The 24,823-nt window shown below is 54.2% G+C and carries 19 protein-coding genes; 5 read left to right on the top strand and 14 right to left on the bottom strand.

The features are described 5' to 3' along the window. Window positions 1–69: 69 nt before the first annotated feature. The 4 genes from MKJ04_RS08500 to murI form a co-directional block, all read right to left on the bottom strand. Window positions 70–1,200 (bottom strand): glycerate kinase, encoded by a 1,131-nt coding sequence (locus MKJ04_RS08500; protein ID WP_241641166.1) that lies wholly within the window; start codon window positions 1,198–1,200, stop codon window positions 70–72. A 63-nt stretch (window positions 1,201–1,263) separates the two neighbouring features. Next, the gene (locus tag MKJ04_RS08495; RefSeq protein ID WP_241641165.1) at window positions 1,264–2,442 is read right to left on the bottom strand and encodes a glutathionylspermidine synthase family protein; all 1,179 of its coding nucleotides are present in this window, start codon (window positions 2,440–2,442) and stop codon (window positions 1,264–1,266) included. A gap of 17 nt (window positions 2,443–2,459) precedes the next feature. Further along, a complete protein-coding gene (locus tag MKJ04_RS08490) occupies window positions 2,460–3,008 on the bottom strand; it encodes a hypothetical protein (protein ID WP_241641164.1) in 549 nt (182 codons plus the stop codon). A gap of 165 nt (window positions 3,009–3,173) precedes the next feature. Next, complete coding sequence (gene murI / locus MKJ04_RS08485; protein ID WP_241641163.1) at window positions 3,174–3,989, bottom strand: glutamate racemase; 816 nt, start codon at window positions 3,987–3,989, stop codon at window positions 3,174–3,176. A gap of 387 nt (window positions 3,990–4,376) precedes the next feature. Here murI and MKJ04_RS08480 point away from each other — a divergent pair, with 387 nt between their 5' ends. Both MKJ04_RS08480 and MKJ04_RS08475 read left to right on the top strand, forming a co-directional pair. Next, window positions 4,377–4,814 carry an RDD family protein gene (locus MKJ04_RS08480; protein ID WP_241641162.1) on the top strand — a complete coding sequence of 146 codons (438 nt, stop codon included), beginning with the start codon at window positions 4,377–4,379 and terminating at the stop codon, window positions 4,812–4,814. A 161-nt stretch (window positions 4,815–4,975) separates the two neighbouring features. Next, on the top strand, window positions 4,976–6,853 hold the full coding sequence (locus MKJ04_RS08475) for an ABC-F family ATP-binding cassette domain-containing protein (protein WP_241641161.1): 1,878 nt from the start codon (window positions 4,976–4,978) through the stop codon (window positions 6,851–6,853). A gap of 108 nt (window positions 6,854–6,961) precedes the next feature. Here MKJ04_RS08475 and MKJ04_RS08470 read toward each other — a convergent pair whose 3' ends face one another. The 5 genes from MKJ04_RS08470 to MKJ04_RS08450 all read right to left on the bottom strand — a co-directional run bounded on the left by MKJ04_RS08470 (window position 6,962) and on the right by MKJ04_RS08450 (window position 12,828). Then, entirely contained in the window at window positions 6,962–8,089 is a 1,128-nt protein-coding gene (locus tag MKJ04_RS08470) for a hypothetical protein (protein ID WP_241641160.1), read from the bottom strand. Between the two features lie 106 nt (window positions 8,090–8,195). Beyond that, the gene (locus MKJ04_RS08465; RefSeq protein ID WP_241641159.1) at window positions 8,196–9,320 is read right to left on the bottom strand and encodes a sulfatase-like hydrolase/transferase; all 1,125 of its coding nucleotides are present in this window, start codon (window positions 9,318–9,320) and stop codon (window positions 8,196–8,198) included. A 640-nt stretch (window positions 9,321–9,960) separates the two neighbouring features. Further along, complete coding sequence (locus MKJ04_RS08460; RefSeq protein WP_241641158.1) at window positions 9,961–10,641, bottom strand: hypothetical protein; 681 nt, start codon at window positions 10,639–10,641, stop codon at window positions 9,961–9,963. Between the two features lie 145 nt (window positions 10,642–10,786). Then, complete coding sequence (locus tag MKJ04_RS08455; RefSeq protein ID WP_241641157.1) at window positions 10,787–11,896, bottom strand: CaiB/BaiF CoA transferase family protein; 1,110 nt, start codon at window positions 11,894–11,896, stop codon at window positions 10,787–10,789. A gap of 173 nt (window positions 11,897–12,069) precedes the next feature. Beyond that, window positions 12,070–12,828 carry a YebC/PmpR family DNA-binding transcriptional regulator gene (locus tag MKJ04_RS08450; protein ID WP_241641156.1) on the bottom strand — a complete coding sequence of 253 codons (759 nt, stop codon included), beginning with the start codon at window positions 12,826–12,828 and terminating at the stop codon, window positions 12,070–12,072. 703 nt (window positions 12,829–13,531) lie between these two features. Between MKJ04_RS08450 and MKJ04_RS08445 the strand changes: the two genes are divergently transcribed. The 3 genes from MKJ04_RS08445 to MKJ04_RS08435 all read left to right on the top strand — a co-directional run bounded on the left by MKJ04_RS08445 (window position 13,532) and on the right by MKJ04_RS08435 (window position 18,598). Then, window positions 13,532–14,929, top strand: a complete 1,398-nt coding sequence (locus tag MKJ04_RS08445) for a DEAD/DEAH box helicase (RefSeq protein WP_241641155.1) — start codon at window positions 13,532–13,534, stop codon at window positions 14,927–14,929. Between the two features lie 301 nt (window positions 14,930–15,230). Then, a complete protein-coding gene (gene pncA / locus MKJ04_RS08440; RefSeq protein WP_241641154.1) occupies window positions 15,231–15,842 on the top strand; it encodes a bifunctional nicotinamidase/pyrazinamidase in 612 nt (203 codons plus the stop codon). Window positions 15,843–16,132: 290 nt separating this feature from the next. Then, window positions 16,133–18,598, top strand: a complete 2,466-nt coding sequence (locus MKJ04_RS08435) for an outer membrane beta-barrel family protein (RefSeq protein ID WP_241641153.1) — start codon at window positions 16,133–16,135, stop codon at window positions 18,596–18,598. A gap of 400 nt (window positions 18,599–18,998) precedes the next feature. Here the strand turns inward: MKJ04_RS08435 and MKJ04_RS08430 are convergent, their stop codons facing one another. The 5 genes from MKJ04_RS08430 to rocF all read right to left on the bottom strand — a co-directional run bounded on the left by MKJ04_RS08430 (window position 18,999) and on the right by rocF (window position 24,652). Further along, window positions 18,999–19,787 (bottom strand): polysaccharide deacetylase family protein, encoded by a 789-nt coding sequence (locus MKJ04_RS08430; RefSeq protein ID WP_241641152.1) that lies wholly within the window; start codon window positions 19,785–19,787, stop codon window positions 18,999–19,001. A 223-nt stretch (window positions 19,788–20,010) separates the two neighbouring features. Continuing rightward, on the bottom strand, window positions 20,011–20,946 hold the full coding sequence (locus MKJ04_RS08425) for a 1,4-dihydroxy-2-naphthoate polyprenyltransferase (RefSeq protein ID WP_241641151.1): 936 nt from the start codon (window positions 20,944–20,946) through the stop codon (window positions 20,011–20,013). Window positions 20,947–21,122: 176 nt separating this feature from the next. Beyond that, window positions 21,123–21,626 (bottom strand): glutathione peroxidase, encoded by a 504-nt coding sequence (locus tag MKJ04_RS08420; protein WP_241641150.1) that lies wholly within the window; start codon window positions 21,624–21,626, stop codon window positions 21,123–21,125. Between the two features lie 264 nt (window positions 21,627–21,890). Then, window positions 21,891–23,681 carry an arginine--tRNA ligase gene (gene argS / locus MKJ04_RS08415; RefSeq protein ID WP_241641149.1) on the bottom strand — a complete coding sequence of 597 codons (1,791 nt, stop codon included), beginning with the start codon at window positions 23,679–23,681 and terminating at the stop codon, window positions 21,891–21,893. Beyond that, complete coding sequence (gene rocF / locus MKJ04_RS08410; RefSeq protein ID WP_241641148.1) at window positions 23,681–24,652, bottom strand: arginase; 972 nt, start codon at window positions 24,650–24,652, stop codon at window positions 23,681–23,683. The genes argS and rocF overlap by 1 nt, the downstream gene beginning before the upstream one ends. Window positions 24,653–24,823: the final 171 nt, after the last annotated feature.

Raw genomic sequence — 24,823 nt, 5'->3', positions numbered from 1 at the left:
GGGGGACTTTTGTGGACTGTATGGCTCTTTTGCTGAACCTGAGACACTATGATAGGTATGGAACAGCTATTACGAAACGCCTGCCCTGACAATGCGCGCAATGTTACGGGCGCATGAAAACAACAGCGGCTGCGCCTGGTCTATTGCCTGCTGCAGCGGCATCGGGGAATTGACAACAGCGTGACAGCTCACGAAATGATCCAACAGTTGCTCGTGCCCCGGGCCCAGGCCTCCAGAAATCAGGATCGTGCCCACGCCGTATCTTTTGGCTAGCTGCGCGACATAGAAAGGAGCTTTTCCATACAGGGTCTGGAAATCGCTCTGGCCCTCCCCGGTGATTACCCAGTCTGCCTGCCTTATCTGCGCTTCCAAACAGGTTGCTTCGGCCACGACCTGCGCACCAGACTGTATCTCAGCGCCCAGCACCAGAAACCCGAAGCCAAGACCGCCCGCTGCGCCCGCTCCCGGGACGGATTGCATTTTTATACCTAACTGCGCTTCCACGAGCCGGGCATACTTCGCCATACCATCGTCCAACTGCTGCAACTGCGTTACCGTTGCGCCTTTCTGCGGACCGAAAACGAATGTAGCGCCATTTTCTCCGCACAGAGGATTTTCCACGTCGCTGGCCACCGTGAATTTGCTTTCTTTTAAGGCTGGATAGGTATCGGTAAAATCAACCGAGGCGATTTCCTGCAAAGCGGCCCCAACAGGTTTTACAGGGCTCCCCGCCTTATCCAGGAAAGTGGCGCCCAAAGCCTGAAGCATGCCGAGGCCACCGTCGTTGGTAGCGCTCCCGCCTAACCCGATTATAAAGGAGCGGATGCCTTTCTCCAACGCGGCCAAAATCAATTCGCCCACGCCATAAGTAGTCGTCTGTGAGGGGTTCCGTTTGCTGTCTGGCACCATAGGCAAGCCTGCCACTTGCGCCATTTCGATCACAGCCGTTTTCCCATCGCCCAAAATGCCATAGACCGTTGTTACCTGTTCGCCCAAGGGGCCTGTGACTACTGCGCTTATCTTCTCTCCATTGGTGGCAAACAGCAGGGCGTCCAGTGTCCCTTCTCCGCCATCTGCCATCGGCACCACCACCACCTCAGCTCCAGGAATTTCCCGCAGAAAGGCCTCCTGGATAGTCAGCCCCACCTCTTTGGCCGACAGGCTGCCTTTAAAGGAATCCGGAGCGACGACGATTTTCATGGGAGTGGGTTTTGTGAAAAAATCTGATACGTTTCGGTTAAGGAGAAATCAGTATAGTACGGATCAACCCTCCACCAGATGCGGCACAAACTGCGATAGGTTGGTGATAATGCCTTTCTCTCTGCGGAAACCGATGGCGCAGCCCTCCCCTGCCCAGAACACACCCGCCTGGTAGGTATAGCCTTTGGTATCTTCGGGCAAGTCGCACCAGCGCTGGTATACCTGCTTTTGCGCGTCGTACTCGCCCGCCATTTTTGTGATGGATACCTTGTCTATCACCTCCACGCTTTGCCCCTCGCGGCCAAAGTAGGGCTTTCGGATATATTTGCCGCTGATCGGCTCCAGATCGGTTTCTAACAGCAAAGGGTGGTATGGATAGGCTTTCCAGAGCCACGCCAGCATGCCCTTGCTCTGGAAAAGCAGGCTATACGCGGGGTTTGCGATCACAACGTTGCGGGCTCGGGAAAGAAGTGTGAGGCTGTCGAGCAGTTCCGGTTCTTCCCAGGCAATCTGCTCCCAGGGCAGCAACTTAAACAGAAATGGAAACTGCTGCCACTGCTCTGCCCCTACCTGTGCCCAAACGCCCTTTTCTTCGCCCTCCGTCGAAACGGTCATTTCCTCCACCGGGCAAAGGTGCGCGTCGAAACCGGCCTCGCGGGCTGCCTGCGCCAGCACAGCGCAGTTCGATTCGTCTTCGGCACTCTCTCCGATATAAGTCAGCAGCAGGGCGGGCGTCAGGTCGTCGTTGAGCATGCGCCAGGCTTTAAACTGTGCCACCAGGGCCTCATACAGGCCCGAACACTGGTTCGCCTCGTTCTTGCCAGCAGCGGCCAGGCTTGCCCACTGCACCACCGCGGTTTCAGGTATGGACGTGGCGGTATCAGCATTAAACTCCAGCAGCTTAGGCCCTTCCGGCGTTTGCACCAGATCAAAGCGACCGTATAGGTGCCAGTGCCGGTCGTCGTGCCACGACTGCCGCACGATCGGCCACAGGTTTTCGGGGATGCACAGCACCTGCAGGAAAGCATCCGGCAGGTCGTCGGGCACGGCCTGCACCAGCATATCATACAGCGTGTCGGCGGCATCCAGCAAGGCATCGGCCTCTTTCTCTGTTACCACCACTGCCTCGCCCGGCACATAGTTGGCGCAGCCGTCTTCCACGCACCATTCCCAGCCGAGGCCGCGCACGGCGGTTTCCACGTCACCGGTATGGGCTTCGAGGCGAACAGTTCCTTTTGTCATAGCCATCTTATTGTGGTTTATGCGCCTGCCCCGCCGCTACGGCCCCTGAAAAACCCGCTGCGGCCCGAGCCGGGTGCCGTGGCACGCTGGCGGCTTGTCTGCACGTTCTGGCGCCAGGTATCGGTGCGGTTTATGAGGTTGGGGTTGGCGTAGTAGCCCGCCCGCGGCCCGGTGTTTCGTCCGGCCATATAGCCCAGCGCACTCCACCACAGCACACTGCTCATGCCATACCCACCTTGCCGGTAGCTGCCTTCGTTTCTGGACATATCCTGCAAACGGTTTTGCAGCTCCAGCCCCTGCAGGGTGTCTATGCGGCCATCGTTGTATTTGAGAATCGCCATGCTCTTGCCGGGCGCGGTGGTGCGTTCATCCGTTATTTTCCACTGGTCCGGGCCCTGCTCCGTCATCTCGGTAATTATGCCGTCGGTTGTAGCCATCTCGCTTTCCGCATTCCACTCGTTCTGGTCGGGGTTGCTGCTGCAACTGGTCAGGCCCATGCAGGCGGCGGCAGCCACAATAAAGGCATTGCGTTTAAAGTCGCCAATGGTCAGATATCTTTTTTTCATGATGCGTATGCTTTCTGTCTACTTTAAAGGTAAGCTTTTTACGGCGAAACGCCTGAAGTCGCGTCGGATGGCATGAGGATTGGGGAAACCCAACTATCCTATGCTCATATCCCCAAACTCGGAATTCGTAATTCGTAATTCGTAATTGGCGCGCCACGCGCGCCCCTACTCCCACAGCGGGTAATGCTCCAGGTGCACCTGCCGCTTAAAGAAGATGCGGGTGCTCTCCTCGAACGAGCGGGTAAAGTCTGAGACGTAGAATTTGTGGTCGCCCAGCAGCTTTTCAGCGGCGAGGCCCTGCCCCTGCAGGTAGGCTTTCACGTGCTGGGCCACTATCTGACTGGCGTCCAGCACATCCACCTCCCCCTCGTAAAAGTTCTCTATCTGTTTTTTGATCAGCGGATAGTGGGTGCAGCCCAGGATAAGCGCCTCAATGCCCAGCAGGTCGGGGTCAGAGAGGTAGGTATGGATCACGCTCTCAGAGATGGAGTCATTGAAAAAGCCCTCCTCGATCATGGCGGCAAGCAGTGGCGTGGCATGCGACTGGAGATTTATACCCAGGTCCAGCTCATCCACTTTTTTGCGGTATACATTGGAGTTCACGGTTTGCTTGGTGCCGATGAGGCCAACTTTTTTCCGGGGGTATAACTGGCCGATATGCTGCACGGTCGGGTCGATCACGTTCAGCACCTTCGCCTTGCTGCCCACATACTCTTTCACCAACTCGTAAGCCGCCGCCGAGGCAGAGTTGCAGGCAATCAGGATCACTTTGCAGTGCTGCTCAATCAGCAGGTCACAGATTTTAACGGCATAGGCCTGTATGGCCGCAGTAGATTTGTCGCCGTAGGGCAAATGGGCGGTGTCGCCAAAATAGATAATGCGCTCATTCGGCAGCAAGCTGATGATTGCCTGAGCCACCGTCAGGCCGCCTATTCCGCTGTCAAAAATGCCTATCGGCCGTTGTTTTATGTCCTCTGTCATCACGGGCTAATTTAGGTAAAAAGTGCCGAAAGTCACGTTGGCTAATCATTTCTGCGTGTCTACTAATTTATGTTTCCGCTCAGAAATTATTTTGAGCCCAGAAAAGTTAAACCGTAACATAGCATGTAAACAATTTGGGTGCGTTAAATTATTTCCATGTAAAATTTTATTAGATTTAAACAAAAATGTGTAATTTAGAACAGAAATAACACGACCTTCAGTAGCACCAAGCAGTGCATTGCCTCGCGTATCCCAGTTCTGCCTGACGACTCCTTCATCTAGTATCAGAAAACAAATTTTCCCAGTATAAATAGTTTCAGAGGTATGCAAAAAGCGTTTACTCTACCAAGTCCTACCATCAAAAGCTCTGAGCTGTACGGCAGCCTTATGGCGCGCCTCATTGCCTTTTTGATAGACTCGACGCTGCTGGTTTTCTCCTTTTCCTTTGTGCTATATGGCTTGAGCGATTCTGACCTGCAACTCCAGAGTTGGGAGACCCTTTTTCAGAACGGGGATTTTCTGGGCCAGTTGCTGGATACCGTGAAGCTGGTGTTTATCAACCCGTATTTTCTGGTGATGCACTGGCTGTACTTCACGGTGCTGCAGTCGTCTCAGAAGCAGGCTTCCGTCGGCAAATTCAGCCTGGGCCTCCGGGTGACGGATCTGCGGGGCCGCCGCATCAGCTTTGCCCGGGCTAACCTGCGCTATTTCGCCAAGCTGCTCTCCGTGGCCACGGTGTTCCTGGGTTTTCTTCTGATGCTTTCTACCCGCCGCAAGCAAACCCTGCACGACTACCTCTCCTGTACAGTGGTCGTGACGGATTAACATCCACCTCAACGCATACTTGACTTTTACACTTGGCTACGGACAGGCGGCCGCACAGGTATACCCAAGCTATACATCTATCGTTAGCGGCTTGCGGCTTGCTGCGAAAGGCCGGATTTATTTTGCCTCCACCTCTGCGGATAAATGCCTAAATTTGCCCCATGAATTTCTTATCCGCAGAAAATATCTCTAAAAATTTTGCCGAGCGCTGGCTTTTCAAAAACCTGAACTTTGGCATTAGCCAGGGGCAGCGCATCGTGTTGGTGGGCGTAAACGGCTCTGGCAAAACAACGCTCCTTAATATACTGGCCGGGCTCCTCGCCCCTGATGAGGGTAGCGTAAGCGTCCGGAAAGAGGTTCGCATCGGCTACCTGGGCCAGAACCCCGAGTTTGACGAGGAACTGACCGTGCAGCAGAACATCTTTTCGGGCAAGAACCAAACCCTGGACCTGATCCGGGACTACGAGGCCGCCATTGCTGACCCCCATACCAGCGCCGGGAAAATGCAGGAGGTGATGGAGCGCATGGATGAGCTACAGGCCTGGGACTTTGAGGTGAAGGTAAAGCAGGTGCTCTCCAAACTGGGTATAAACAACCTCGACGACGTGGTAAAGAACCTCTCCGGAGGGCAGCGCAAACGCGTGGCGATGGCCCGCGTGCTCATCGACGAGCCTGACATGCTGATCATGGATGAGCCAACCAACCACCTGGACCTCGACACCATCGAGTGGCTGGAGGGTGTGCTCTCGACGCAGAATACCACGCTGCTGATGGTGACCCACGACCGTTACTTCCTGGACAAAGTGGCCAACGAGATTGCCGAGCTCGACAACGGCGAGCTGTATACCTATAAAGGCAACTACAGCTACTTTCTGGAGAAAAAGGCGGCCCGCGAGGAAGCCGCCGTGGCCGAAACCGAGAAGGCCCGCAACCTAATGCGCAAAGAGCTGGAATGGATCAGGCGCATGCCCAAGGCCAGGGGCACCAAAGCCAAGTACCGCGTGGATGCCTTTGAGGAGCTGAAAGAGAAAGCCGCCAAGAAAACCGCCGCCCCACAGCTGGAGCTCTCGGTGAAAGCCACCCGGCAGGGCGGCAAAATCATCGAGGTGGAGCATATCTCAAAGTCCTTCGGAGACAAAAATTTGGTGGAGGATTTTTCGTATGTGTTCAAGAAGAAAGATCGCATCGGCATTATCGGGCCTAACGGCGCGGGCAAGTCCACGTTCCTGAACATGCTGACGGGCCAACTGGCCCCTGACGCAGGCACCATTGATGCAGGCCAGACCACCGTTTTCGGCTATTATACCCAGGATGAGCTGACGTTTAAAGATGACCAGCGGGTGATTGATATCGTGAAGGAGATAGCCGAGGTGGTGGAGATGGCCAATGGCGAGGTGATCACGGCGAGCCAGTTTCTGCAGCACTTCCAGTTTGCGCCGCCACAGCAGTACACGTTTGTGAGCAAGCTGAGCGGTGGCGAGAAACGCCGCCTGCAATTGCTGCGGGTACTCATCAAAAACCCGAATTTCCTGATCCTTGATGAGCCGACCAACGACCTGGACATCATCACGCTGAACATCCTGGAGGATTTCCTGCTCAACTTCGGGGGCTGCATGCTGATCGTGAGCCACGACCGCTACTTTATGGACAGGCTGGTGGAGCACATCTTCGTGTTTGAGGGAGAAGGCAAAATCCGCAATTATCCGGGCAACTACACCGACTTCCGCGAGTGGCAGAAAGAGCAGGAGAAACAGGAGGTGGAAAGCAAAAAATCCGCCCCGCAGGTAGCGGAAAAGAAACCCGAGCAGCCCAGCGACGCCAAACGCAAAGCCACTTATACCGAGCAGAAAGAATACACCCAACTGGAAAAGGACATCGCCCGCCTGGAGCAGCGCAAAACCGAGCTGATTGACACCATGAACGCCGGCACCACCACCGACCATGAGCAGCTGACCGCCTGGGCCAAAGAACTCAAGGGGATCAACACGGACCTGGAGGAAAAAGAATTCCGCTGGCTCGAGCTGGCCGAGATTATGTAACCAACGGATTTAGCCGCAGCCAACCCCGCAGCACTTCCGGCCCGAGTATGGCTTTTCTAGAATCATAGCAACTGCAAGCAAAGCGCTCTGGCCCTTTGCTTGCAGTTGCTATTTCAGGCCTTTCACGGTCACGTAGCTTTTCTGGTTTTCCCGCCCCACGCGCACAATATTCCGCTCAAAATCTTTGGGGTCGTCGATCGTCTTGTAAAAGCTATCCAGAAAGCGCAGTGCCCTTTTCTGGCTGCTTTTGCTCAGCAAGGGCCGTTTCCGATATACACCATACAGTTCCCTGCGGCGTGCCTTAAATACCTGGACAACGGCCGCGTACACGTGTTCCGGAAAGTCATACCCCCGGTATAGCCGTTGCTGCACCGTTGCGATCCCCAACTCGGGGGGAGGCACCGCATACGGCGGATCGACCATGCCGTTGAAATCGAAGTCGTACGGCACGGGGTGCGGAGGCGCCAGCGAGTCGAGGGAGAGGAGCTTGATGTTATGGCGGTAAGGCACAGACCAATCTGTGTTTCCGATCATATACTGGAATATCGCCAGCTGCGCCATGGTGCCCTGGTCCGTTCCCTGCATCCCGATGGCAAGGGCCTTGGGCACAATCACACCGTTGTGTCGCTGCGCCATTTCGTCGTCGTCCTCTATCAGGAAGGCATACCTCGTTTCTGATTTCCGCTTGCCTTCCAGGTCTTCGTACCGCACCCGGCAGAGCCGCACCCGAAAGCTTTTGTCCGTTAAAACATTGTATAGCTTATACACCTGATACTCGCGCAGCACATATTCTTCCTGCAGGCAATGGGTGACCAGCTTTACTTTGTTCACGTGCTCAAAAACAGTTTGGGAGGTAGTTTTGCGGGAGAAATTGAGGAGCAAAGGCGGAAACCGGCAAATAAGCGGGTTGCGGCGGTGGTTCCCCCTTACCTTTACCTTCAGGTTTACGCTTACCGGCCCTCGGGTGGCATCGGTGTAGGTGAGGGTGCCCTGATGATAGCCCGGGTCCTCACCCCGGTCGTCCAGCAGGTCTTTGTAGTTGAGGTTGAGCTGAAACTCCAGTATCTCCTCGCTGCGGTATAAGGGGTTCTCAAATATTACCCCCTTTTCTGCCTGAGCAACCGTGGATACAGCCAAAACGGCCCCATCCCCTCTCACATCTGGCTGCGCCAGAAGCGGAAATGACAGGCCAAATGCCAGCCAAAGCTTAAGTATAAACCAATAACTGCGTTTCATTGCGTTTGTAAACTGACGGTGCGGCGGTTAGCCCTTCTACCCCTCCGGGCGAATAGAAACTGAAGCAAAACGATCCGGGCAGGCCGCCGCAAGCTGGCCATATAGGCTACCGAAGATACTTCTCCAGAAACAACTCCCGGATTACCCGCCCCTGCAGCACGGTGGTATCCAGCTGGGATACGATGCGCACGGAATCCTTCTGTGTGCCAACAGCCAAAGAGTCAACGGCAAAGGCGACCGCAACGGTGTCAAGCCGGGGCACGACTACTGTCGAGTCCATTTCGAACCGGAGCAGTTTCGCCACGGTGGGGGCTATGTCTACCAGCGTGTGGCGGGTTTCTATCACGGCGTTTTTGTTAAAGTCCGGCCCTAAGGCCAGCAGGCTGATGTGCTGACAGCCCTCACAGTTGTCTCCATGCTCCTGCCAGCCACCGTCTACGCTGTCTAAATGGCGGCCATGGTCGTTGGTGATCAGGAGCGTGGTCTTGTTTCTGTAGAACTCATCTTTGCTGATAAAATCCCAGAGCTCTTTTATATACCTGTCATCCCGGGAGATGCCCCGCACATAGTAGTCCCAGTTGCCGGCATGGGCATAGCCATCGGGCTCCATGAAGTTCACCAGCACCAGGTTTGGCTTGTGCGTGGTCAGGACCTGCTTCACTGCCTCCAGGGTAAGGGAATCCGCACGGTAGCCTGTGCCCGGCCCGTTTACGCCACAGTTCAGCGCGGGCATAAACTGGTTCTGCCACAGCGAGTCCTGGGTGTTGGCAAGTATATGGAGTTTGTCTTTGCTGGAAATGATCCAGGCAGCGGTTTTCGGCTTGCCAGACGCTTTGAGCCAGTACTGGAAGATGGATGGGTTTGCCGGGTACTCATCGCCATAATTGTCAATCGGCTGGTTTACGCCGGTGGTAATGGCGGCGTGGCCCGAGTTGGTGTAGGTATAGCCGTCGTTGAGGAAGGTACTCAGAAAACTTCCCTCTGGCTTCAGGTCGGTTGACATGTTCGGGATGAGGCCGGGTGTGTTGGCCCACGTCTCGGAATATCGGGGGCCGTCAATCACCACGATAATGACGTTTTGCGTGCGCAAGGCCGGCTTGCCTTTAGATGCCGGGAGGCTGCAGGAAACCATCATACCCCACACACCTGCGATCAAAAAAGCATAGTATACCAGCATGCGGCGGCGCAATACAACTTTGTGCGCCAGAGAACCAGAGACCTTCCTACTCATTTTGAATAATTATAAGGTTTAATTTGCTTCTCCTTATATATACGCAGACTTAGCTAATAAAGCCATATATATAACACAAGACGCATTCACCTAATGCACTCATTCACAGCTGATAAAAAACTTGGGCTGTTCCGGTTTCTCAGGTATAGATTATCTGAATTCAGCAGCTCTATACCTAAAATCAAATACCATTATCGAATGGATTTTGCGTACTGGGGTATTTTTACTTCATGAAATTTGAGGCTAAAATCACTGGCGCAAGCGTCCGCTTGTGCTGTTATTGTGATGTGCGGCAGGTTGGATGCATTGCACGGGAAGGCACCCCGAAAGCTTTCGGGGCGCCATAAAGAGGATCAATGCGTACCGATCAATTGCTATTAGTATAACTTTTCCTGGTAGCAGAAATTCACATGTATAATTTCCGGGGGATGGGTTTTGCAGCTGGCTTTTTGCCCCGCGCCTTGGGTAGGGGCCTTTTTAAAGCCAGGCATGTTTTCCTGCGTAGGGCTTTGTAGCTTAAGGATGCCGGGGGGTATAATAGCACGGGTTTATACCATGCCGGAGAATAAGGACCAATGCCGTATACCTGCCTTTTGCGCAGGTATTTATACCCCGGCAAAAGCAAGTATGGAATTTAGGGTTAATGCGTGAGCTCGTGGCTGATCTGGAAGCCCAGTTTGCGGGGCTTGGTAAGTTGCGAGTTCTCTAGTTTCTGTTTGAGGGTGATGCGCTCAATGTCGCTCACATCCTGCCCCATCAGGTCGTTGTTCACCGCGGCAATCATGGCGCTCTCCACGATGATGCGCAGCATCCGGTCGTTTATAGCGTTTTCCTGCATGTTATTCATCTTCCCTTTCGGCAAGTCAAGCTGCTTCACCCCTTCAATGCAAAAGTGCTTTTCGATGTTCACCAGCATGCGCCCCACCAGATAGCCGGGGTCGTCGAGACGGTTGTACTTGATGGTGTCTGCCATAAAGTTGTAGGCCATGATGTGCCCAAAGAACCTCCGCCTGAAATCCTCCTCTACGTATTCGCTCCGCATGATCTCGTAGTCGTCCGGGAAGGTGATGATGTTGGAGTGCATCACGAAAACCAGCAAATCGCCGGAGAATTTGATCTGAAACTCATGCTCTCCGATATTCCGGTACTCGATAATCACGTCCGCATCCTGCCTGGTGATTCTATCTGTCAGCTCTGCCACCAGCTTTTGCGAGATTTCCTTCATCCGGTTGAAGGTCTCTAACGTGTGCCGGTATATCGCCTGCTTGGTCTTGGACTTCTGGTGCAGCCCGTTGATGATGTCGTCTAACTTGTCTTCCATAGTGCGTTGCAACAGTGCAATTAGTATGTATGCGTCTATATCTACCGCTCAAAGCGAAAGTTTGTTTACCCCGTGCCGTTAAAACCTGAAATGCAGGAGGCAACAATGCTATTTTCGGTTCTGCGGTGCGTATAGGCCCCCTCCCTCACGGCTTTTGGGTATACGGCGGCGGGGGTGCAATGCTTGCCAACGCCAGCCCCTCTATCTGGAAGGCCACCTGCCGAAGCCCCGGTTGTGCCCCGGTATGGTGCAACAGCATTCGTTTGGCCTGCGGGAGGCCAAACGCCTCCGGAACCGTGTTCACGGCCCCGGCTGGCACGTGCTGCAGGTGCAGAGCCTGCAGAAAAGCGCCCTGCTCCTGTTGGGCGATGCGCGCCGCAAGCTGCTCGTTTACCTCGGCGCGGTGCCGCACCCTGCTGTGGTTGGTGCGATACCTGGGGTCCTCTGCCAGGGCAGGTATGGCCAGCACAGCGCACAGCCTCTGGAACTGCCTGTCGTCGCCAATGGCCAGCACCACTTGTTTCCCGTCTTTGGTGGTATACACGGCACCGTACGGAACAATGCTGGGATGCTCTGAGCCCAGGCGCTGCGGCGCGTGGCTGGCAACCAGAAACGCCGTCGCCTGGTTCGCCAGCCCCGACAGCGCCGCATCCAGCAGCGACACCTGCACGAGCTGCCCCTGCCCGGTACGCGCGCGGTGCAGCAAGGCCACAAGCAAGCCCTCTTTCAGCTGATGTGCCGCCAGGATATCCATCAGTGCAACGGGCATTTTGAGGGGGCCATTGCCTGGCTCGCCGTTCAGGTACATATACCCGCTCTCGGCCTGCACCACGGCATCATAGCCAGCCCGGGCATCGGTGGGTCCGTAGCCGGTAATGTGACCGTACACCAACCGCGGGTTAAGCTTTCGCAACGTCTCATAGTCCACGCGCAGCTTCTCGGCATCGCCGGGCTTGTAACTGGCAATCAGGATATCAGCCTCCTGCACTAGATCATAGAGTCTCCTGAGGTCCTGCGGCTTCGCTAGGTCCAGGGCCAGGGAGGTTTTGCCCCAGTTGGCCGCACAGAAGTAAGCGGGCGTGTCTGTTTCAGGGGCTTCGCTGCTTATTTTCCAGCGGCGCGTGACATCCCCCTGCGTGGCGGCGTTCTCAATCTTGGTAACGCTGGCACCCAGCTCAGCGAAAAACTGCCCCACGCTGGGCCCCGCCAGCACGCTGGCCAGTTCCAGCACCAGCATGTCTTTGAAAATATCCATCAGGTTTTGAATTCAGTTCCCGGTTTGCCGTAAGCCTGCCAAGGTGTATTCTTGAAAGTGGGTTCCCGTCAATCAGTCCGTATACTTTGTTTTAGAAGCAGCCACTCTTCAACTGCTTCTATCTTTAAAGTTCCGGAGGGTATACTTCCCTCTCCAGACAGTCTCGTGCAGCATCATTGCGCCTGTAACACGTCCATCACCTCCTCGCTCAGTTCGAGGTTGTGGTAAACTTTCTGCACGTCGTCGTCATCCTCCAGGGCATCAAGCAGTGCGAGTATTTTCCGGACAGCCTCCGGGTCTTCCACCGTGACGGTGGTATGGGGCAGCCGCTGCAGCTCCGCGCTTTCCAGGTCCAGTTGTAGTTCCTCCAGCTTCTTCTGCATCGCCCCAAAATCTTCCATCGCGCAGTATACCGTGATGTACTCCTCCTCCATCTCTACTTCCTCTGCTCCGCCGTCAGCCAACTCCAGGGTCAGTTCTTCGTCGGGCAGGGCTTGGTCAGGGTTGCGCCTCACCACGAAAACGCCTTTTCGGTCGAAGAGAAACTCAACGGAGCCGTTGGTGGCCAGGCTGCCATTGCCCTTGTTGAAGATGGTGCGCAGGTTTTGCACCGTCCGGTTTATATTATCGGTGAGACACTCAATGAATATGGCCACGCCATTGGAGGCATACCCCTCGTACGTCACCGCGCTGTAGTCGCCGTCGGTGCCTTCGCCTTTCTGTATGGCCCGCTCGATATTGTCTTTGGGCATGTTGGCGGCTTTGCTCAGTTGGATGGCCAGCCGCAGCCGTGGGTTCCCATCGGGGTCGGGGCCGCCAACTTTGGCCGCCACCGTGATCTCCTTGATCAGCTTGGTAAATACTTTGGATCGCTTGGCGTCTAAGGCGCCTTTCTTACGCTTTATCTGCGACCATTTATTATGTCCTGCCATGTCTGTGATACGCTCGGTTCAGCTCTATGTGTCATCGTGTTGCCGCTCGTGGCACCGACAAGTTAAGCACAAATTTCTCTGGAAACGCAAAAAGGCAGCCCCGCTTTGGTAGCGAGACTGCCCTTTCTGTGGAGTATAGTAAGCCCTGTTGCCGCTACTAGCGGAGCAACATGAAGATCGCGTTGAGGATGTTGAGACCCAACAGCAGGAAGAAGTTAGGTGATTCTTGTATAACTTTTTTCATAACTATATATAAAATAAAATATATTCAATTAGACAGGATCTGTTTTCTGCGTTTGGTGGTATTTACGCCGCCACTGCCGCAATGTTGCAGGATATATAAATTTTTTAATGTATTAAATAATTAGAATATCTATATATTTATATAGTTGTTTACTTAAAACACTTTATTCCGCTCTTTTACCCGGGCCCCCATAAATTCACTATATATTGTATTTGTATTATTTACAAGTTGTTTCAAATATAACTTTATATTATACAATTACATATTTTTTAGAAAATTTTGTCTGAAAATGTTTCAGGGGGGCTGTGCGGGATTAAAGCCATATTTATAGTATCTTTACCATGCAGAGGTTCTGTGTAAAGCATACACTAAGGGCCACAGTATCAACACAAAATCATTCAGACATTGAGCTTTAGTTCTTTTAACCTACACGAAGATGTATTAACGGGAATCAATTCTATGGGCTATAACAACCCTACTCCCGTGCAGGAACAGGCGATTCCGCTTATACTCGAACGCAACGACATGATTGCCTGCGCCCAGACGGGCACTGGCAAGACGGCAGCCTACCTGCTTCCGCTCATCGACCGGATCTCACACGAAGGCTACGAACATACCAGCACCCTGATCCTGGTCCCAACCCGGGAACTGGCCAAGCAGATAGACGAGCAAGTGGAAGGCTTCGGCTATTTCGCCTCGGTATCCTCCATCGCCATATATGGCGGCAACAAAGGCGACGACTGGGACCAGCAGAAGCGCGCGCTTACCACCGGTGCCGATATTATCATCGCCACCCCGGGCCGCCTGTTGTCGCACCTGGCCATGGGCTACGTGAAACTGGACCAGCTGAACCACCTGGTGCTGGACGAGGCCGACAAAATGCTGGACATGGGCTTTATGGATGATCTCCTGAAGATCATCAACCAACTGCCCAAGCAGCGCCAGACGCTGCTCTTCTCGGCTACCATGCCCCGCAAGATCCGGGACCTCTCACAGCAGATCCTGCAAAACCCCGCTGAAATTAACCTGGCGATCTCGAAGCCGGCGGAGGGTATAGACCAGCGCATCTACCTGACCTTCGACAACCAGAAGCTTCCGCTGCTGGAGCACTTGCTTCGCCAGTTGGACGTGCAAAGCATGATCATCTTCACGTCGCGCAAATCGAATGTGAACCAGATTGTGCGCTCGCTCCAGAAGATGGGCTTCACCGCCGAGGGCATCTCTTCTGACATGACGCAGGACGAACGCGAAAAGGCACTGCAGGGCTTCAAAAACAAGCAGTACCAGATTGTGGTGGCCACGGATATCCTCTCCAGGGGTATCGACATCGACAGCCTGAGCCACGTGGTGAACTTTGACATGCCGCAGGACGCAGAGGACTATGTACACCGCGTGGGCCGCACCGCACGTGCCGCCTCTACGGGTATGGCCATTACTTTTGTGAATGAGAAGGACATGTACCGCGTGCAGAAGGTGGAGCGCCTGATTGAGCGGGAGCTTCCGAAGCTGCCCTTGCCGGACGACTTCGGCCCTGGGCCCGCCTACGACCCGGGCAAGCGCCATGACAGCGGGAGCCAGCGGCACCGAAGCGGCAGCCAGCCAGGCAGAGGCGGCAGCAACAAGCAGCACAGGAGCAAGCACCACAGCGGAGGCAGCAAGCCACGGCACAGCGATGAGGGAAACAGCAGACCGATTAAAGCTGCCAATCATACCCCCCGCTCCGAGGGAGGCGCATCAACGGCAGTAGCGGCCGAAGGAGGCGCCCCTAAAAAGCGCAACCGCAACAACCGGAATAGAAACCGTGATGGCGCCTCCGGCGAAAAGTCGCAGGGTGAGAACCAGCAATCCGTTTCATAAACATACTTTACCAAACAGAAAGAGCCGCTCCAGAAGCGGCTCTTTCTGTTTTATACCAATGCATCAAGCGTAGTGCTTCGCCAAATTAAAAGTTAGAAATTAAGAAATAGAAATGAGGCATAAAATCCGTTTCTATGCATATAAAAACAAATACTAATTCTGGTGATTAAATCGGTCGAGTACAAGCTAAAACGAGAATCAAACATCGGCAATACGATGCAGTATATGTAGGCTGGGAGCTTATTTTGAGCTATTTTACGCTCCGAAAACGAAATAACCCGTACAGCTTTTTCTGAGCCATATGAAAGCCCTCTTATTGATTGACATCCAGAACGATTTTCTGCCGGGCGGTGCACTTGCCGTTCCTGAAGGCGATACCATATTCCCTCTCGTGAATGCACTGCAACAGCAGTTTGAACTGGTAGTGGCCACGCAGGACTGGCATCCGGCAAACCACAATAGCTTTGCGTCGCAGCACCCCGGCAAGCAGGTATATGAGGTGGTGGAGCTACAGGGATTGCCGCAGGTGCTGTGGCCAGACCACTGCGTGCAGGGCACAGCCGGAGCCCGGTTCTCGGAAGACCTGGAGCTGAATAAGGTCGAGGCCATTTTCCGGAAGGGCATGAACCCGGAGATTGACTCCTACAGTGGCTTTTACGACAACGGCCACCTCAAAAGCACCGGCCTTGCAGACTACCTGCGCGGCAAAGGCGTAACGGAAGTATACCTCTGCGGCCTCGCTGCCGACTATTGCGTGTATTTTTCTGCCAAAGATGCTTTGCGGGAAGGCTTCCGGGCATACCTCATCGAAGACGCTACCCAGGCCATTGACGCAGCAGGTTTCGAGAAAGCCAAAACCGACTTGCTGCAGCATGGCGGCCATATTATACAGAGCCACGAATTGATCAGGTAACGCCAACCCAAGTGCTGTTTTCTGAATATTTTATTCAATACCCACATTAATTTGTGTTTAACCAATAAATATTTTAGGATTGCTATTTTATCTCCGTTATAAATTCCTATCTTGTTTTGCAGGATGGCCTTTATGGTCATCCCGATTTCCGGAAAATAGCTTTTAGGGGTGTTACGGGCAGTTTTGCCTGATGTGTAAAAGGGAGATAGAGGTTGAAAACTGAAAGCAGGCGAGCAGAAATGGCTGCCACGTTGCCGGATATTAGCGCGTTCTACAACCTACACACCTATATGAAACAAGCTATCCTGATGGCCCTGTGCCTGCTCTCCCATGCCCTTGCCGTTGCGCAAGCGCCAACCGAAACCACTGGCACTGTAAAAGGCATGGTAGCCGACTCCGCCACTTCCGCCCCCATTGGCTACGTCACCGTTGTCGTCAGCCTCCCCGACAAAGACGCACCGCTCAAAAGCACCTTCTCGCGAGACAATGGCAGCTTTGAAATCAGCGGCCTGCCACTGGGCACGTATAAGCTCATCCTCAGCTACGTGGGGTATAAACCTTACACATTGGAGCTGCCCGTTTTGAACGCCGAAAGCCCCGTCCTGAACGTCGGCACGCTTGCGCTTGCGGGCGCGGCCAAACAGCTTCAGGAAGTTGAGGTGACCACCGAGCAAATGCTAATTACGCAGGATGTGGACAAGATCAGCTACAATGTGGCGGTAGACCCCGAGTCTAAGACGCTGAGCGCCCTGGACATGATGCGGAAAGTGCCTATGCTCAGCCTCGACTCCGACGAAAACATTCAACTCAATGGCAGCGGCAGCTTTAAGGTGCTGGTCAATGGCAAGAACTCCACGCTTTTTGCCCGCAACCCCAAAGACGTGCTCCGCAGCATGCCGGCCAGTTCCATCAAACGGATTGAAGTTATCACGGACCCGCCTGCCAAGTACGATGCAGAGGGCATTGGCGGCATCATCAACATAATCACGACTGATGCGCCGCAAAACGGCTATAACGGGAGTTTCTCGTTGGGGGCCGGGTCTGTGGGCAACCAGTATGGCTCCGTTAACCTGACTGCCAAAACCGGCAAACTTGGTTTTTCGGGGTATGGCGGGGCCAGCCATTGGCCAAACCCCAAAAGCACCTCGTACTACGAGCGCACCGATGCCGCCACCGGCACCCTGCTGCAACAAGGAAGCTCCGAGAGCAACAGCTACAACAAGTACATGAGTGGCGAGATCAGCTATGAACTGGATACCCTGAACCTGCTCTCGGCCAAGTTTGGGCTGAACGACAGCGACAACGCATCGCTGGCCTTGCAGACGGTAGAGGAGGCGGGCACGAGCGGAGCCTTGCGCCGTGCCTTCGCCCGCAACAACGACCAGGACTATGCATGGAAGGGGTATGACCTGGGGCTTGATTTTCAGCATACCTTCAAGCGCAACAAAAGCCAGTTGCTAACGCTCTCTTACAAGATTGGCAACAACGAAAACAACTCCGACGCGGACATCCAGTTTATCAACATCCGCAACTATGCGGGCATACCCGGCACCCGCACCCAGAACGAAGGCCGCTCGCTGGAGCAAACGTACCAGGCCGATTACGTGCATCCCTTTAAAAAGCACTCGCTGGAGGCAGGCCTAAAAAGCATACTCCGTGACAATGGCAGCGATTATTTTTACCGCAACTACGATAGCGAAACCAATACCTACAAAGAAGTGCCGGAGCTGAGCAATGAGTTTGATTACAGCCAGAATATCTACGCGGCCTATACCTCCGCGAGCCTGCGGTATGACAAATGGGGCGTGCGGCTGGGCACCCGCCTGGAGCAAACGGTTGTAGACGCCAACTTCAAGAACGCTGGCACCGTGGCAGAGCAGAATTACCTGAACCTTATTCCGAACGTGTCGCTTAACCGCACTTTTAAAAATATGTCGAGCCTGCGCCTGTCATACACCCAGCGCATCGAGCGGCCAAGCTTGTACTTCCTGAACCCCTATGTAAACCGCACGAACGAGAAAAGCATTTCGTTCGGCAACCCGAACCTGCAGGCGGCCACCAGCCATGTCATCAGTATGGGCCACAGCATGTTTAAGGGCGGCAACTCACTCAACAGCACACTGACGCATGCCTTCACCAACAATGCCATCCAAAACTATACACTCTTCAACACGGCCGACTCTGTCACGACCACTACCTTTGGCAACATCGGCAAAAATGCCACGTCTACCCTGTCGCTGCATGGCTATGCCACCTTTTTTGATGCGCTGAGCGTGAACCTGAACGGCTCCCTGTCCTATGTGCAGCTAAGCGGCAACATTGCGGGGCGCGATTTCGAGAACACAGGGGTAAACGGCTACATGTTTAGCAACCTGAGCTATAAATTCAAGAAAAACTGGCGTGCCAACGCGAACCTGGGGTATTACGGCCCGCGGGTCATGCTGCAGGGCAAATCCACCGGCCAGTTCTGGAATGGGTTTTCGGTAAGTAAAGGCTTCCTGAAAGACGAGAAGGCCAGCTTCAATCTTTCGGTGCAGAACCCTTTCCGAAAGTATAACTCCTTCACCAATGACGTTTCCAGCACCAACTTCGATGAGATCTCGAAGTATACCTTCGTGACGCGCCGCGTCAATGTGGGCTTCAGCTACAAGTTCGGCAAGCTGAAAGAGGACATCCGGCGCACGAAGCGCGGCATCAGAAACGATGACCTGAAAAGCGGCAGCGACAACAGCGGCGGAAGCGGGAATACTAACTAGAGTTGCATACAGGGTTATTCTCGTCGGGTTCTTCAGTTTCAGGCAAAGAAAGGAGGAAACAGCGATGGGTGCCTGATACAGTCTGTGATTAAGAGCAAGCTTACTTATACCATTATCAATTGATTGGTACGCATAGATCCGCTCTATGGCGCCCCGAAAGCTTTCGGGGTGCCTTCCCGTGCAATGCATCCCATCTGACGCACATCATATGGAAGCACAAGCGGACGCTTGCGCCAGTGTTCACAGATTCAAAATTCACGAAATGAAAAAACTCCAGTACGCTGAATCCATTCGATAATGGTATTATGTAGCATAATCTCAAAGCGTAAAGCCGAATTGCTGCTGCTGCTGCATGCCGACCGTGTGATTCAGGGAGCTCACATCTAAGGCAAAGCAGCTGCTACTTCTTATTTCCTGAAGCTCTGATGAAGTTGGCGGCCTCTATAAAAGTCGGGTTCCAGAGTGTTTTTTCATTGGCTTTGAGATACTGCAACAGCTGCCGGTGCGCCTCCAGCGACACGTTTAGGGAATGTTCGCCGCCAACGCCATGGAACAGGAACACGATCATGCTTTTGTTTTTCTCGGCCTGCTTCACCAGCTTGATCAGTTCCTCTCCGGTCTGCCCGTTTATCATAAAAGAACCCACATTGTATAGATCGGTCGGCCCCTGGGGCACCAGTTCGCCATGCACGCCGCGGGCTGCCACCAAATCACCTTTCAGTTCCTCCATGTATGGCTTGCCGTCTACGGTAGTGTCGCCACAGGGATAGGCGAATGTGCGCTCTTTCTTGCCATCCAGCGCTTGGAGCACCGCATTTGTCATCCTGATCTCATCGGTGATACGGCGCACAGAATACGTGGCCAGGTCATAGTCCGGTGTCACGAAGCCCCGGCCCGGCTGGCTCCCGTTGCAGGGATGGAACAGGGTATGATTCGCCAGCTCGTGCTTGTTGGCTACCACTTTTTTCCATTCCGATAGCCGTTTCGTGAACGCGGGTGAAGCGGCCGTCAGGAAGAACGTGCCTTTCAGATGAAAGGAGTCCAGGACCGGCACTACCTGATCGAGGTGCGTGTTCAGGGCATCATCGTAGGTCAGCACTACGGCTGCCTGCTTTTTGTTCCATTGTTGCGCAAAGGCGGAATAGCTCAACAGGAAAAATGCAAGCGTAAGTAGGCGGGATAGCTTCATGGGGTTTCTGTTAGGAGTTTTCTGTTGATGTACAGGCGGCGGCCATACCGCCTCTTCTGTGTTCAACCATTTAAGGTATCTATTTTCGGATTCATTTCCACTGCACGAGCACCGTAATCTCAGCAAAAAAACACATTTAATACACCTACCGCTAACACCCCACGCAAAAGCCCCCGCTACAACAGATATAGCGGGGGCTTTTGCGTGGGGCACAGGGCTGCAGTTATATAACCTGCCCTATACCGAACAGCAATACAAACAGCAGTGTAGTCAGAGCCATTTGCTTGAGGTATGGGTCGAGCTGCTGGGAGGTTTGCTTGCGCCGTACGTTTATACCATTTGCCAGCACCAGCGGAAGCGCCAGCACAAACAGCAGTTGCCATACGCTGTAAAAGTTAAGCGCCACATAGACAGCCGCGCTCAGCACACCGCCCAGTAGTAAGGCTAGATGGTATAGCCGTGCGCGCTTTGGCCCCAAACGCACCGGGATAGAGCGCTTTCCGGCCAGCGCATCGGATTTTATATCGCGGATGTTGTTTACGTTGAGCACTGCCGTGGAGAAGAAACCGCAAATCAGGGCCGGCAGGATGACCACCGCCTCCAGTGCCTGCGCCTGCAGAAAGTACGTGCCCAGCACGCCCACGAGCCCGAAGAAAACAAACACAAACAGATCGCCCAGCCCCGCGTAGCCATAAGGCTTGTCGCCGGCGGTATAGTTAATAGCCGCCCAGATAGCCGCCAGGCCAAGCACCAGAAACACCACGAAAAAAAGCAGCCCCTCCGCGCCGAAGGCCACCCACAGCAGCAGCAAGCCCGAAACCAGCGAGAGCAGGCTAAATACGACCATACCCTTTTTCATATGTGCCGCCTTAATGTGGCCAGCTTGCACGGCACGTTTCGGCCCTTCGCGGTGCACACTGTCGGCCCCGTGCTTCGAGTCGCCGTAGTCGTTGGCGAGGTTCGAGAGGATTTGCAGAAACAGCGTGGTGAGCACGCAGAGCGCGACAATGGTGCCATTGAAAACGCCCTGTGCCGCCGCCATAAAGCCGCCCATACCAATACAGGAGAGCGCCAGCGGCAGTGTGCGCGGCCTAAAAGCCGAAATCCAGACCTGTACCGGGCCTGGATTCGGGGTAGATATGTGTTCTGAGGTCGTCAATGTTGTAAAAATACGAGTTCCTGTTGCAAGTCCCTACTTATACTATTCATGGCCCTTATGGCGCAAGCGGCAGGTTAAGCCGCTGTTGTTAGGATTCTTGTAAGGCACAAGCGGACGCTTGCGCCATGTATGAGAGGCTTGCGTCAGGTTGAACCAGGACCGGATCCAGCTAAGTATTATTTCTTGATTGCCGAAAGCAACTCCTGCCCCATGGGCTCTACCTTAGACGGGAAAAAGGCCACAACCTGCCCCTCCTCATCCACCAGGTATTTGCAGAAGTTCCAGTTGGGCTCCTCCTGGCTGGGGCTGTTCTGCTGCAGCCATACGTACAGCGGGTGCTTGTCAGCACCTACCACCGAGATTTTCTCAAACAGCGGAAAGGTCACGCCATAGTTCTTTTCGCAGAATGTCGCGATCTCCTCGTTCTTGCCGGGCTCCTGGCCACCGAAGTTGTTTGCCGGAAAGCCCAGCACAACTACCTCGTTGCCGAATTTTTCGTGGAGCTGCTGCAGATCAGTGTATTGGTGCGTGAAGCCGCACTCGGAGGCGGTGTTTACCAGCAGCACTTTCTTGCCTTTGTACTGCGAGAAATCCACATTCTTGCCATCCAGGGACTTTACCTGAAAACCATAAAAATCGCTGGTCTGGGCATTGGGGTTTGATGTTGTTTCTGTTGCCATAGCATCTGGGTTTAGCGTTTTACTTGCACCATCCTGGCAAGCCACAAAAGCAAGCGGCAGGACTAGTATAGCCACCGCCTTCCTTAAACATGTAAGTCTTTTTGTCATTTGCAGTGTGATGGCATATTAAATTAATCCGGTAACAGCCAAGCTGGAGGTATGTTTGCACCCCCGCTGGATAATTTTGCTTCAGCGGCGCACGCTTTCAAATTCTCATGTATGAGCAGCCGTCAGGCGCACCAGCAGCCATACCCCCTCTTCAATTTACATACGCTCCGGCACGTCTATACCCAACAGGCGCATGCTGTGCCGGATAAAGCGGGCCACCATGGCCGAGAGGGCAATGCGGAAAGCACGCGCCTGTTCGTCGGTCTCGTTAAAGATGGACACCTCCTGGTAAAAGCGGTTATAGGCCTTGGCCAGTTCATAGGCATAGTTCGCGATAATGGAAGGTGCAAACAGGTTACCGGCCTCCTTCACCACCGCCGGGTAATTCACCAGTTGGATGATCACTTCCTGCTCTGTTTCGTGTAGGTGCTCCATCGTATCAAACGCGCCGACATCCAGGGTTATACCCATTTCGGCGGCTTTGCGCAGTATGGCCGAGATACGGGCGTGCGAGTATTGGATAAACGGGCCCGTGTTGCCACGGAAGTCAATAGACTCCTGCGGATTGAACAGCATGCGCTTTTTAGGGTCTACTCGCAGCAGGAAGTACTTCAGAGCGCCCATGGCCAGGGTATGATACAGTTCATTGGCCTGTTCCGGCGTGAAGCCCTCTATCTTACCCAGTTCCTCGGTTTGCTGGCGCGCCGTGTCCACCATCTCCTGCACCAGTTCGTCGGCGTCTACCACGGTTCCCTCCCTCGATTTCATCTTGCCTGAGGGCAGGTCCACCATGCCGTAAGAGAGGTGGTAAATGCCGGTTGCATACGGCTTTCCGAGCTTCTTCAGGGCTGCCTGCAGCACCTGGAAGTGGTAGTTCTGCTCGTCGGCCACCACGTATACCGATTGGTCGTAGGGGAAGTCGCCGTACTTGAGCTCGGCCGTGCCCAGGTCCTGGGTGATGTATACCGAGGTGCCGTCGGCGCGGAGCAGCAGTTTCTCGTCCAGGCCCTCGCCGGTGAGGTCTACCCATACCGAGCCGTCCGGCTTTTTAAAGAACACTTCTTTCTGCAAGCCTTCCTCCACGCGGCTTTTGCCCAGCATATAGGTCTGCGACTCGTAGTAATATTTATCAAAGTCGACGCCGATGTTGCGGTAGGTTTCCTCGAAACCGGCATACACCCAGCTGTTCATTTTCTCCCAAAGGGCAACTACCGCCGGGTCGTTCTGCTCCCACTTCAGCAGCATGTCCTGCGCCTCCAGCATGAGCGGGGCCTTTTTCTTAGCCTCCTCTTTGTCCATACCCAGCGCCACCAGCTCCTCTATCTGCGTTTTGTAGGCCTTGTCGAACAGCACGTAGTACTTGCCCACCAGGTGGTCGCCTTTGATGCCGCTGCTTTCCGGCGTCTCGCCCTCCCCAAACTTCTCGTAGGCCAGCATCGACTTGCAGATATGGATGCCGCGGTCATTCACCAGGTTCACTTTCATCACCTCGTGGCCATTGGCCTTCAGGATCTCGGACATGGCATAGCCCAGGAAGTTGTTGCGCAGGTGCCCCAGGTGCAGCGGCTTGTTGGTGTTGGGCGAGGAGTACTCCACCATCACGTTTTTCCCGCTCGGCTCGGCCTGGCCGTAGTTTTCGTCCTGCATCAGGTTGCGGAACAGGCGCAGCCATTCCCCCTGCTCTATCTCCAGGTTCAGGAAGCCCTTTACCACGTTAAAGTCGCGGACGGCGGCGGTGTTTTCTTTCAGGTATGCGCCGATGGCCTCCCCTATCTGCTCCGGCCCCTTGCCTGCCTGTTTGGTATAAGGGAACGTGACGAAGGTATACGTGCCGGCAAACTCCTTGCGCGTGGGCTGGAGGGCTATCTTGTCGGCATCGGCGGAAATGGAAAACAAAGCCTGTAGGGCCTGGCTGATGCTTTGGCTAAGGACGTTCTGAAGTTGCATTAGTGTATGGGTGTGCTTTTAGATTCTCGGTGTAAAATTGCGGAGGTGGCCGTCTCCAGTATCTCGAAGGCGTTCATGGCCATGGTGTTCTCGGTGTCCAGCGTCGGGTTGATCTCGGTCATCTCGTAACACACCACGCGCGGGTCCTGCAGCAGCAGGTAGTTCAGCTGCTTGGCCTGCGCCACCGTCAGGCCCACCTCCACGGGTGTGCCCGTGCCCTTCGAGAACTTCGAGTCGAGGCTGTCCACGTCGAACGAGACATACAGGATATCGCAGTCTTTGAGGCGCTCCAGGGCTTCCTTCGCCACCTGAGGCACGCCTTTCTGGGTTACCTCCTGGTAAGTGAAGTTCTTGATGCCGTGCTTCTGTATAAAGTAATCCTCCGGCTCCTCGGTGTCGCGCACCACGATGTAGACCAGGTGCTCAGGCTTTAGTTTCGGGCCGTTATACCCCAGCTTTTTGAGGGAGTTCCAGAAAAAGACCGTCTCCGGGGCCGGCTCGTTTATCTGGCGGTCGAGGTTGTCCTCGTTCAGGGCCATGGCCAGCGGCATGCCGTGCACATTGCCCGAGGGCGAGGTATAAGGCGAGTGGATGTCGGCGTGGGCGTCGATCCAGATCACCCCAAGTGTTTTGTCAGGGTATGCCGCTTTTATACCGGCGATGGTGCCGTGGGCGTTGGAGTGGTCGCCAGCCAGCACCAGCGGGAACATGTCGATGGCGATGGTCTGCTCCACGGCGTTCACGATGTTCTTCTGCACCGTCAGGATGCTGTCGATGCGGTGCGCGTTCGGGAACATGTCTTTGTCGAACAGCGTGTAGTTTAGATCAGGGACGCTGACAGAGTTAAAGCGCTTGAAATAGTCGGAACCCTTGTTGAGGCAGGCTACCTTCAGGGCCTCGATGCCCATGCTTGCCCCGCGTGTTCCGGCTCCCAACTCGGACCTTACTTCTATCAGTTTAATTTTTTTCATATGTTGCCTCTACCTCTATATATGTACAGATAAAACGCATGAGCGGTTTATTGCCTCTGCCTTGCCCCCTGAATCAGATTATCGCCGCGAGCATTTGATATAATCTGAACAAAGTTTTTGCAAAGATGGTAAATAACGAACAATATTGCATTTTTTCTTATATCACCGCTC

This window comes from Pontibacter sp. E15-1 (assembly GCF_022601975.1).
GTDB lineage: Bacteria > Bacteroidota > Bacteroidia > Cytophagales > Hymenobacteraceae > Pontibacter.
The sequence above is the reverse complement of the archived record's forward strand: the minus strand, read 5'-3'. Positions and strand labels throughout refer to the sequence as shown.

Excerpts from the sequence above, each read along its gene's own strand:
- MKJ04_RS08495 (WP_241641165.1), bottom strand. The coding sequence starts at position 2,442 with ATGACAAAAGGAACTGTTCGCCTCGAAGCCCATACCGGTGACGTGGAA.
- MKJ04_RS08470 (WP_241641160.1), bottom strand. The coding sequence starts at position 8,089 with ATGAAACGCAGTTATTGGTTTATACTTAAGCTTTGGCTGGCATTTGGC.
- pncA (WP_241641154.1), top strand. The coding sequence starts at position 15,231 with ATGAAAGCCCTCTTATTGATTGACATCCAGAACGATTTTCTGCCGGGC.
- MKJ04_RS08475 (WP_241641161.1), top strand. The coding sequence starts at position 4,976 with ATGAATTTCTTATCCGCAGAAAATATCTCTAAAAATTTTGCCGAGCGC.
- MKJ04_RS08420 (WP_241641150.1), bottom strand. The coding sequence starts at position 21,626 with ATGGCAACAGAAACAACATCAAACCCCAATGCCCAGACCAGCGATTTT.
- murI (WP_241641163.1), bottom strand. The coding sequence starts at position 3,989 with ATGACAGAGGACATAAAACAACGGCCGATAGGCATTTTTGACAGCGGA.
- MKJ04_RS08430 (WP_241641152.1), bottom strand. The coding sequence starts at position 19,787 with ATGAAGCTATCCCGCCTACTTACGCTTGCATTTTTCCTGTTGAGCTAT.
- MKJ04_RS08435 (WP_241641153.1), top strand. The coding sequence starts at position 16,133 with ATGAAACAAGCTATCCTGATGGCCCTGTGCCTGCTCTCCCATGCCCTT.
- rocF (WP_241641148.1), bottom strand. The coding sequence starts at position 24,652 with ATGAAAAAAATTAAACTGATAGAAGTAAGGTCCGAGTTGGGAGCCGGA.
- MKJ04_RS08450 (WP_241641156.1), bottom strand. The coding sequence starts at position 12,828 with ATGGCAGGACATAATAAATGGTCGCAGATAAAGCGTAAGAAAGGCGCC.
- MKJ04_RS08460 (WP_241641158.1), bottom strand. The coding sequence starts at position 10,641 with ATGGAAGACAAGTTAGACGACATCATCAACGGGCTGCACCAGAAGTCC.
- MKJ04_RS08445 (WP_241641155.1), top strand. The coding sequence starts at position 13,532 with ATGGGCTATAACAACCCTACTCCCGTGCAGGAACAGGCGATTCCGCTT.
- MKJ04_RS08465 (WP_241641159.1), bottom strand. The coding sequence starts at position 9,320 with ATGAGTAGGAAGGTCTCTGGTTCTCTGGCGCACAAAGTTGTATTGCGC.
- MKJ04_RS08490 (WP_241641164.1), bottom strand. The coding sequence starts at position 3,008 with ATGAAAAAAAGATATCTGACCATTGGCGACTTTAAACGCAATGCCTTT.
- MKJ04_RS08480 (WP_241641162.1), top strand. The coding sequence starts at position 4,377 with ATGGCGCGCCTCATTGCCTTTTTGATAGACTCGACGCTGCTGGTTTTC.
- MKJ04_RS08455 (WP_241641157.1), bottom strand. The coding sequence starts at position 11,896 with ATGGATATTTTCAAAGACATGCTGGTGCTGGAACTGGCCAGCGTGCTG.
- MKJ04_RS08500 (WP_241641166.1), bottom strand. The coding sequence starts at position 1,200 with ATGAAAATCGTCGTCGCTCCGGATTCCTTTAAAGGCAGCCTGTCGGCC.
- argS (WP_241641149.1), bottom strand. The coding sequence starts at position 23,681 with ATGCAACTTCAGAACGTCCTTAGCCAAAGCATCAGCCAGGCCCTACAG.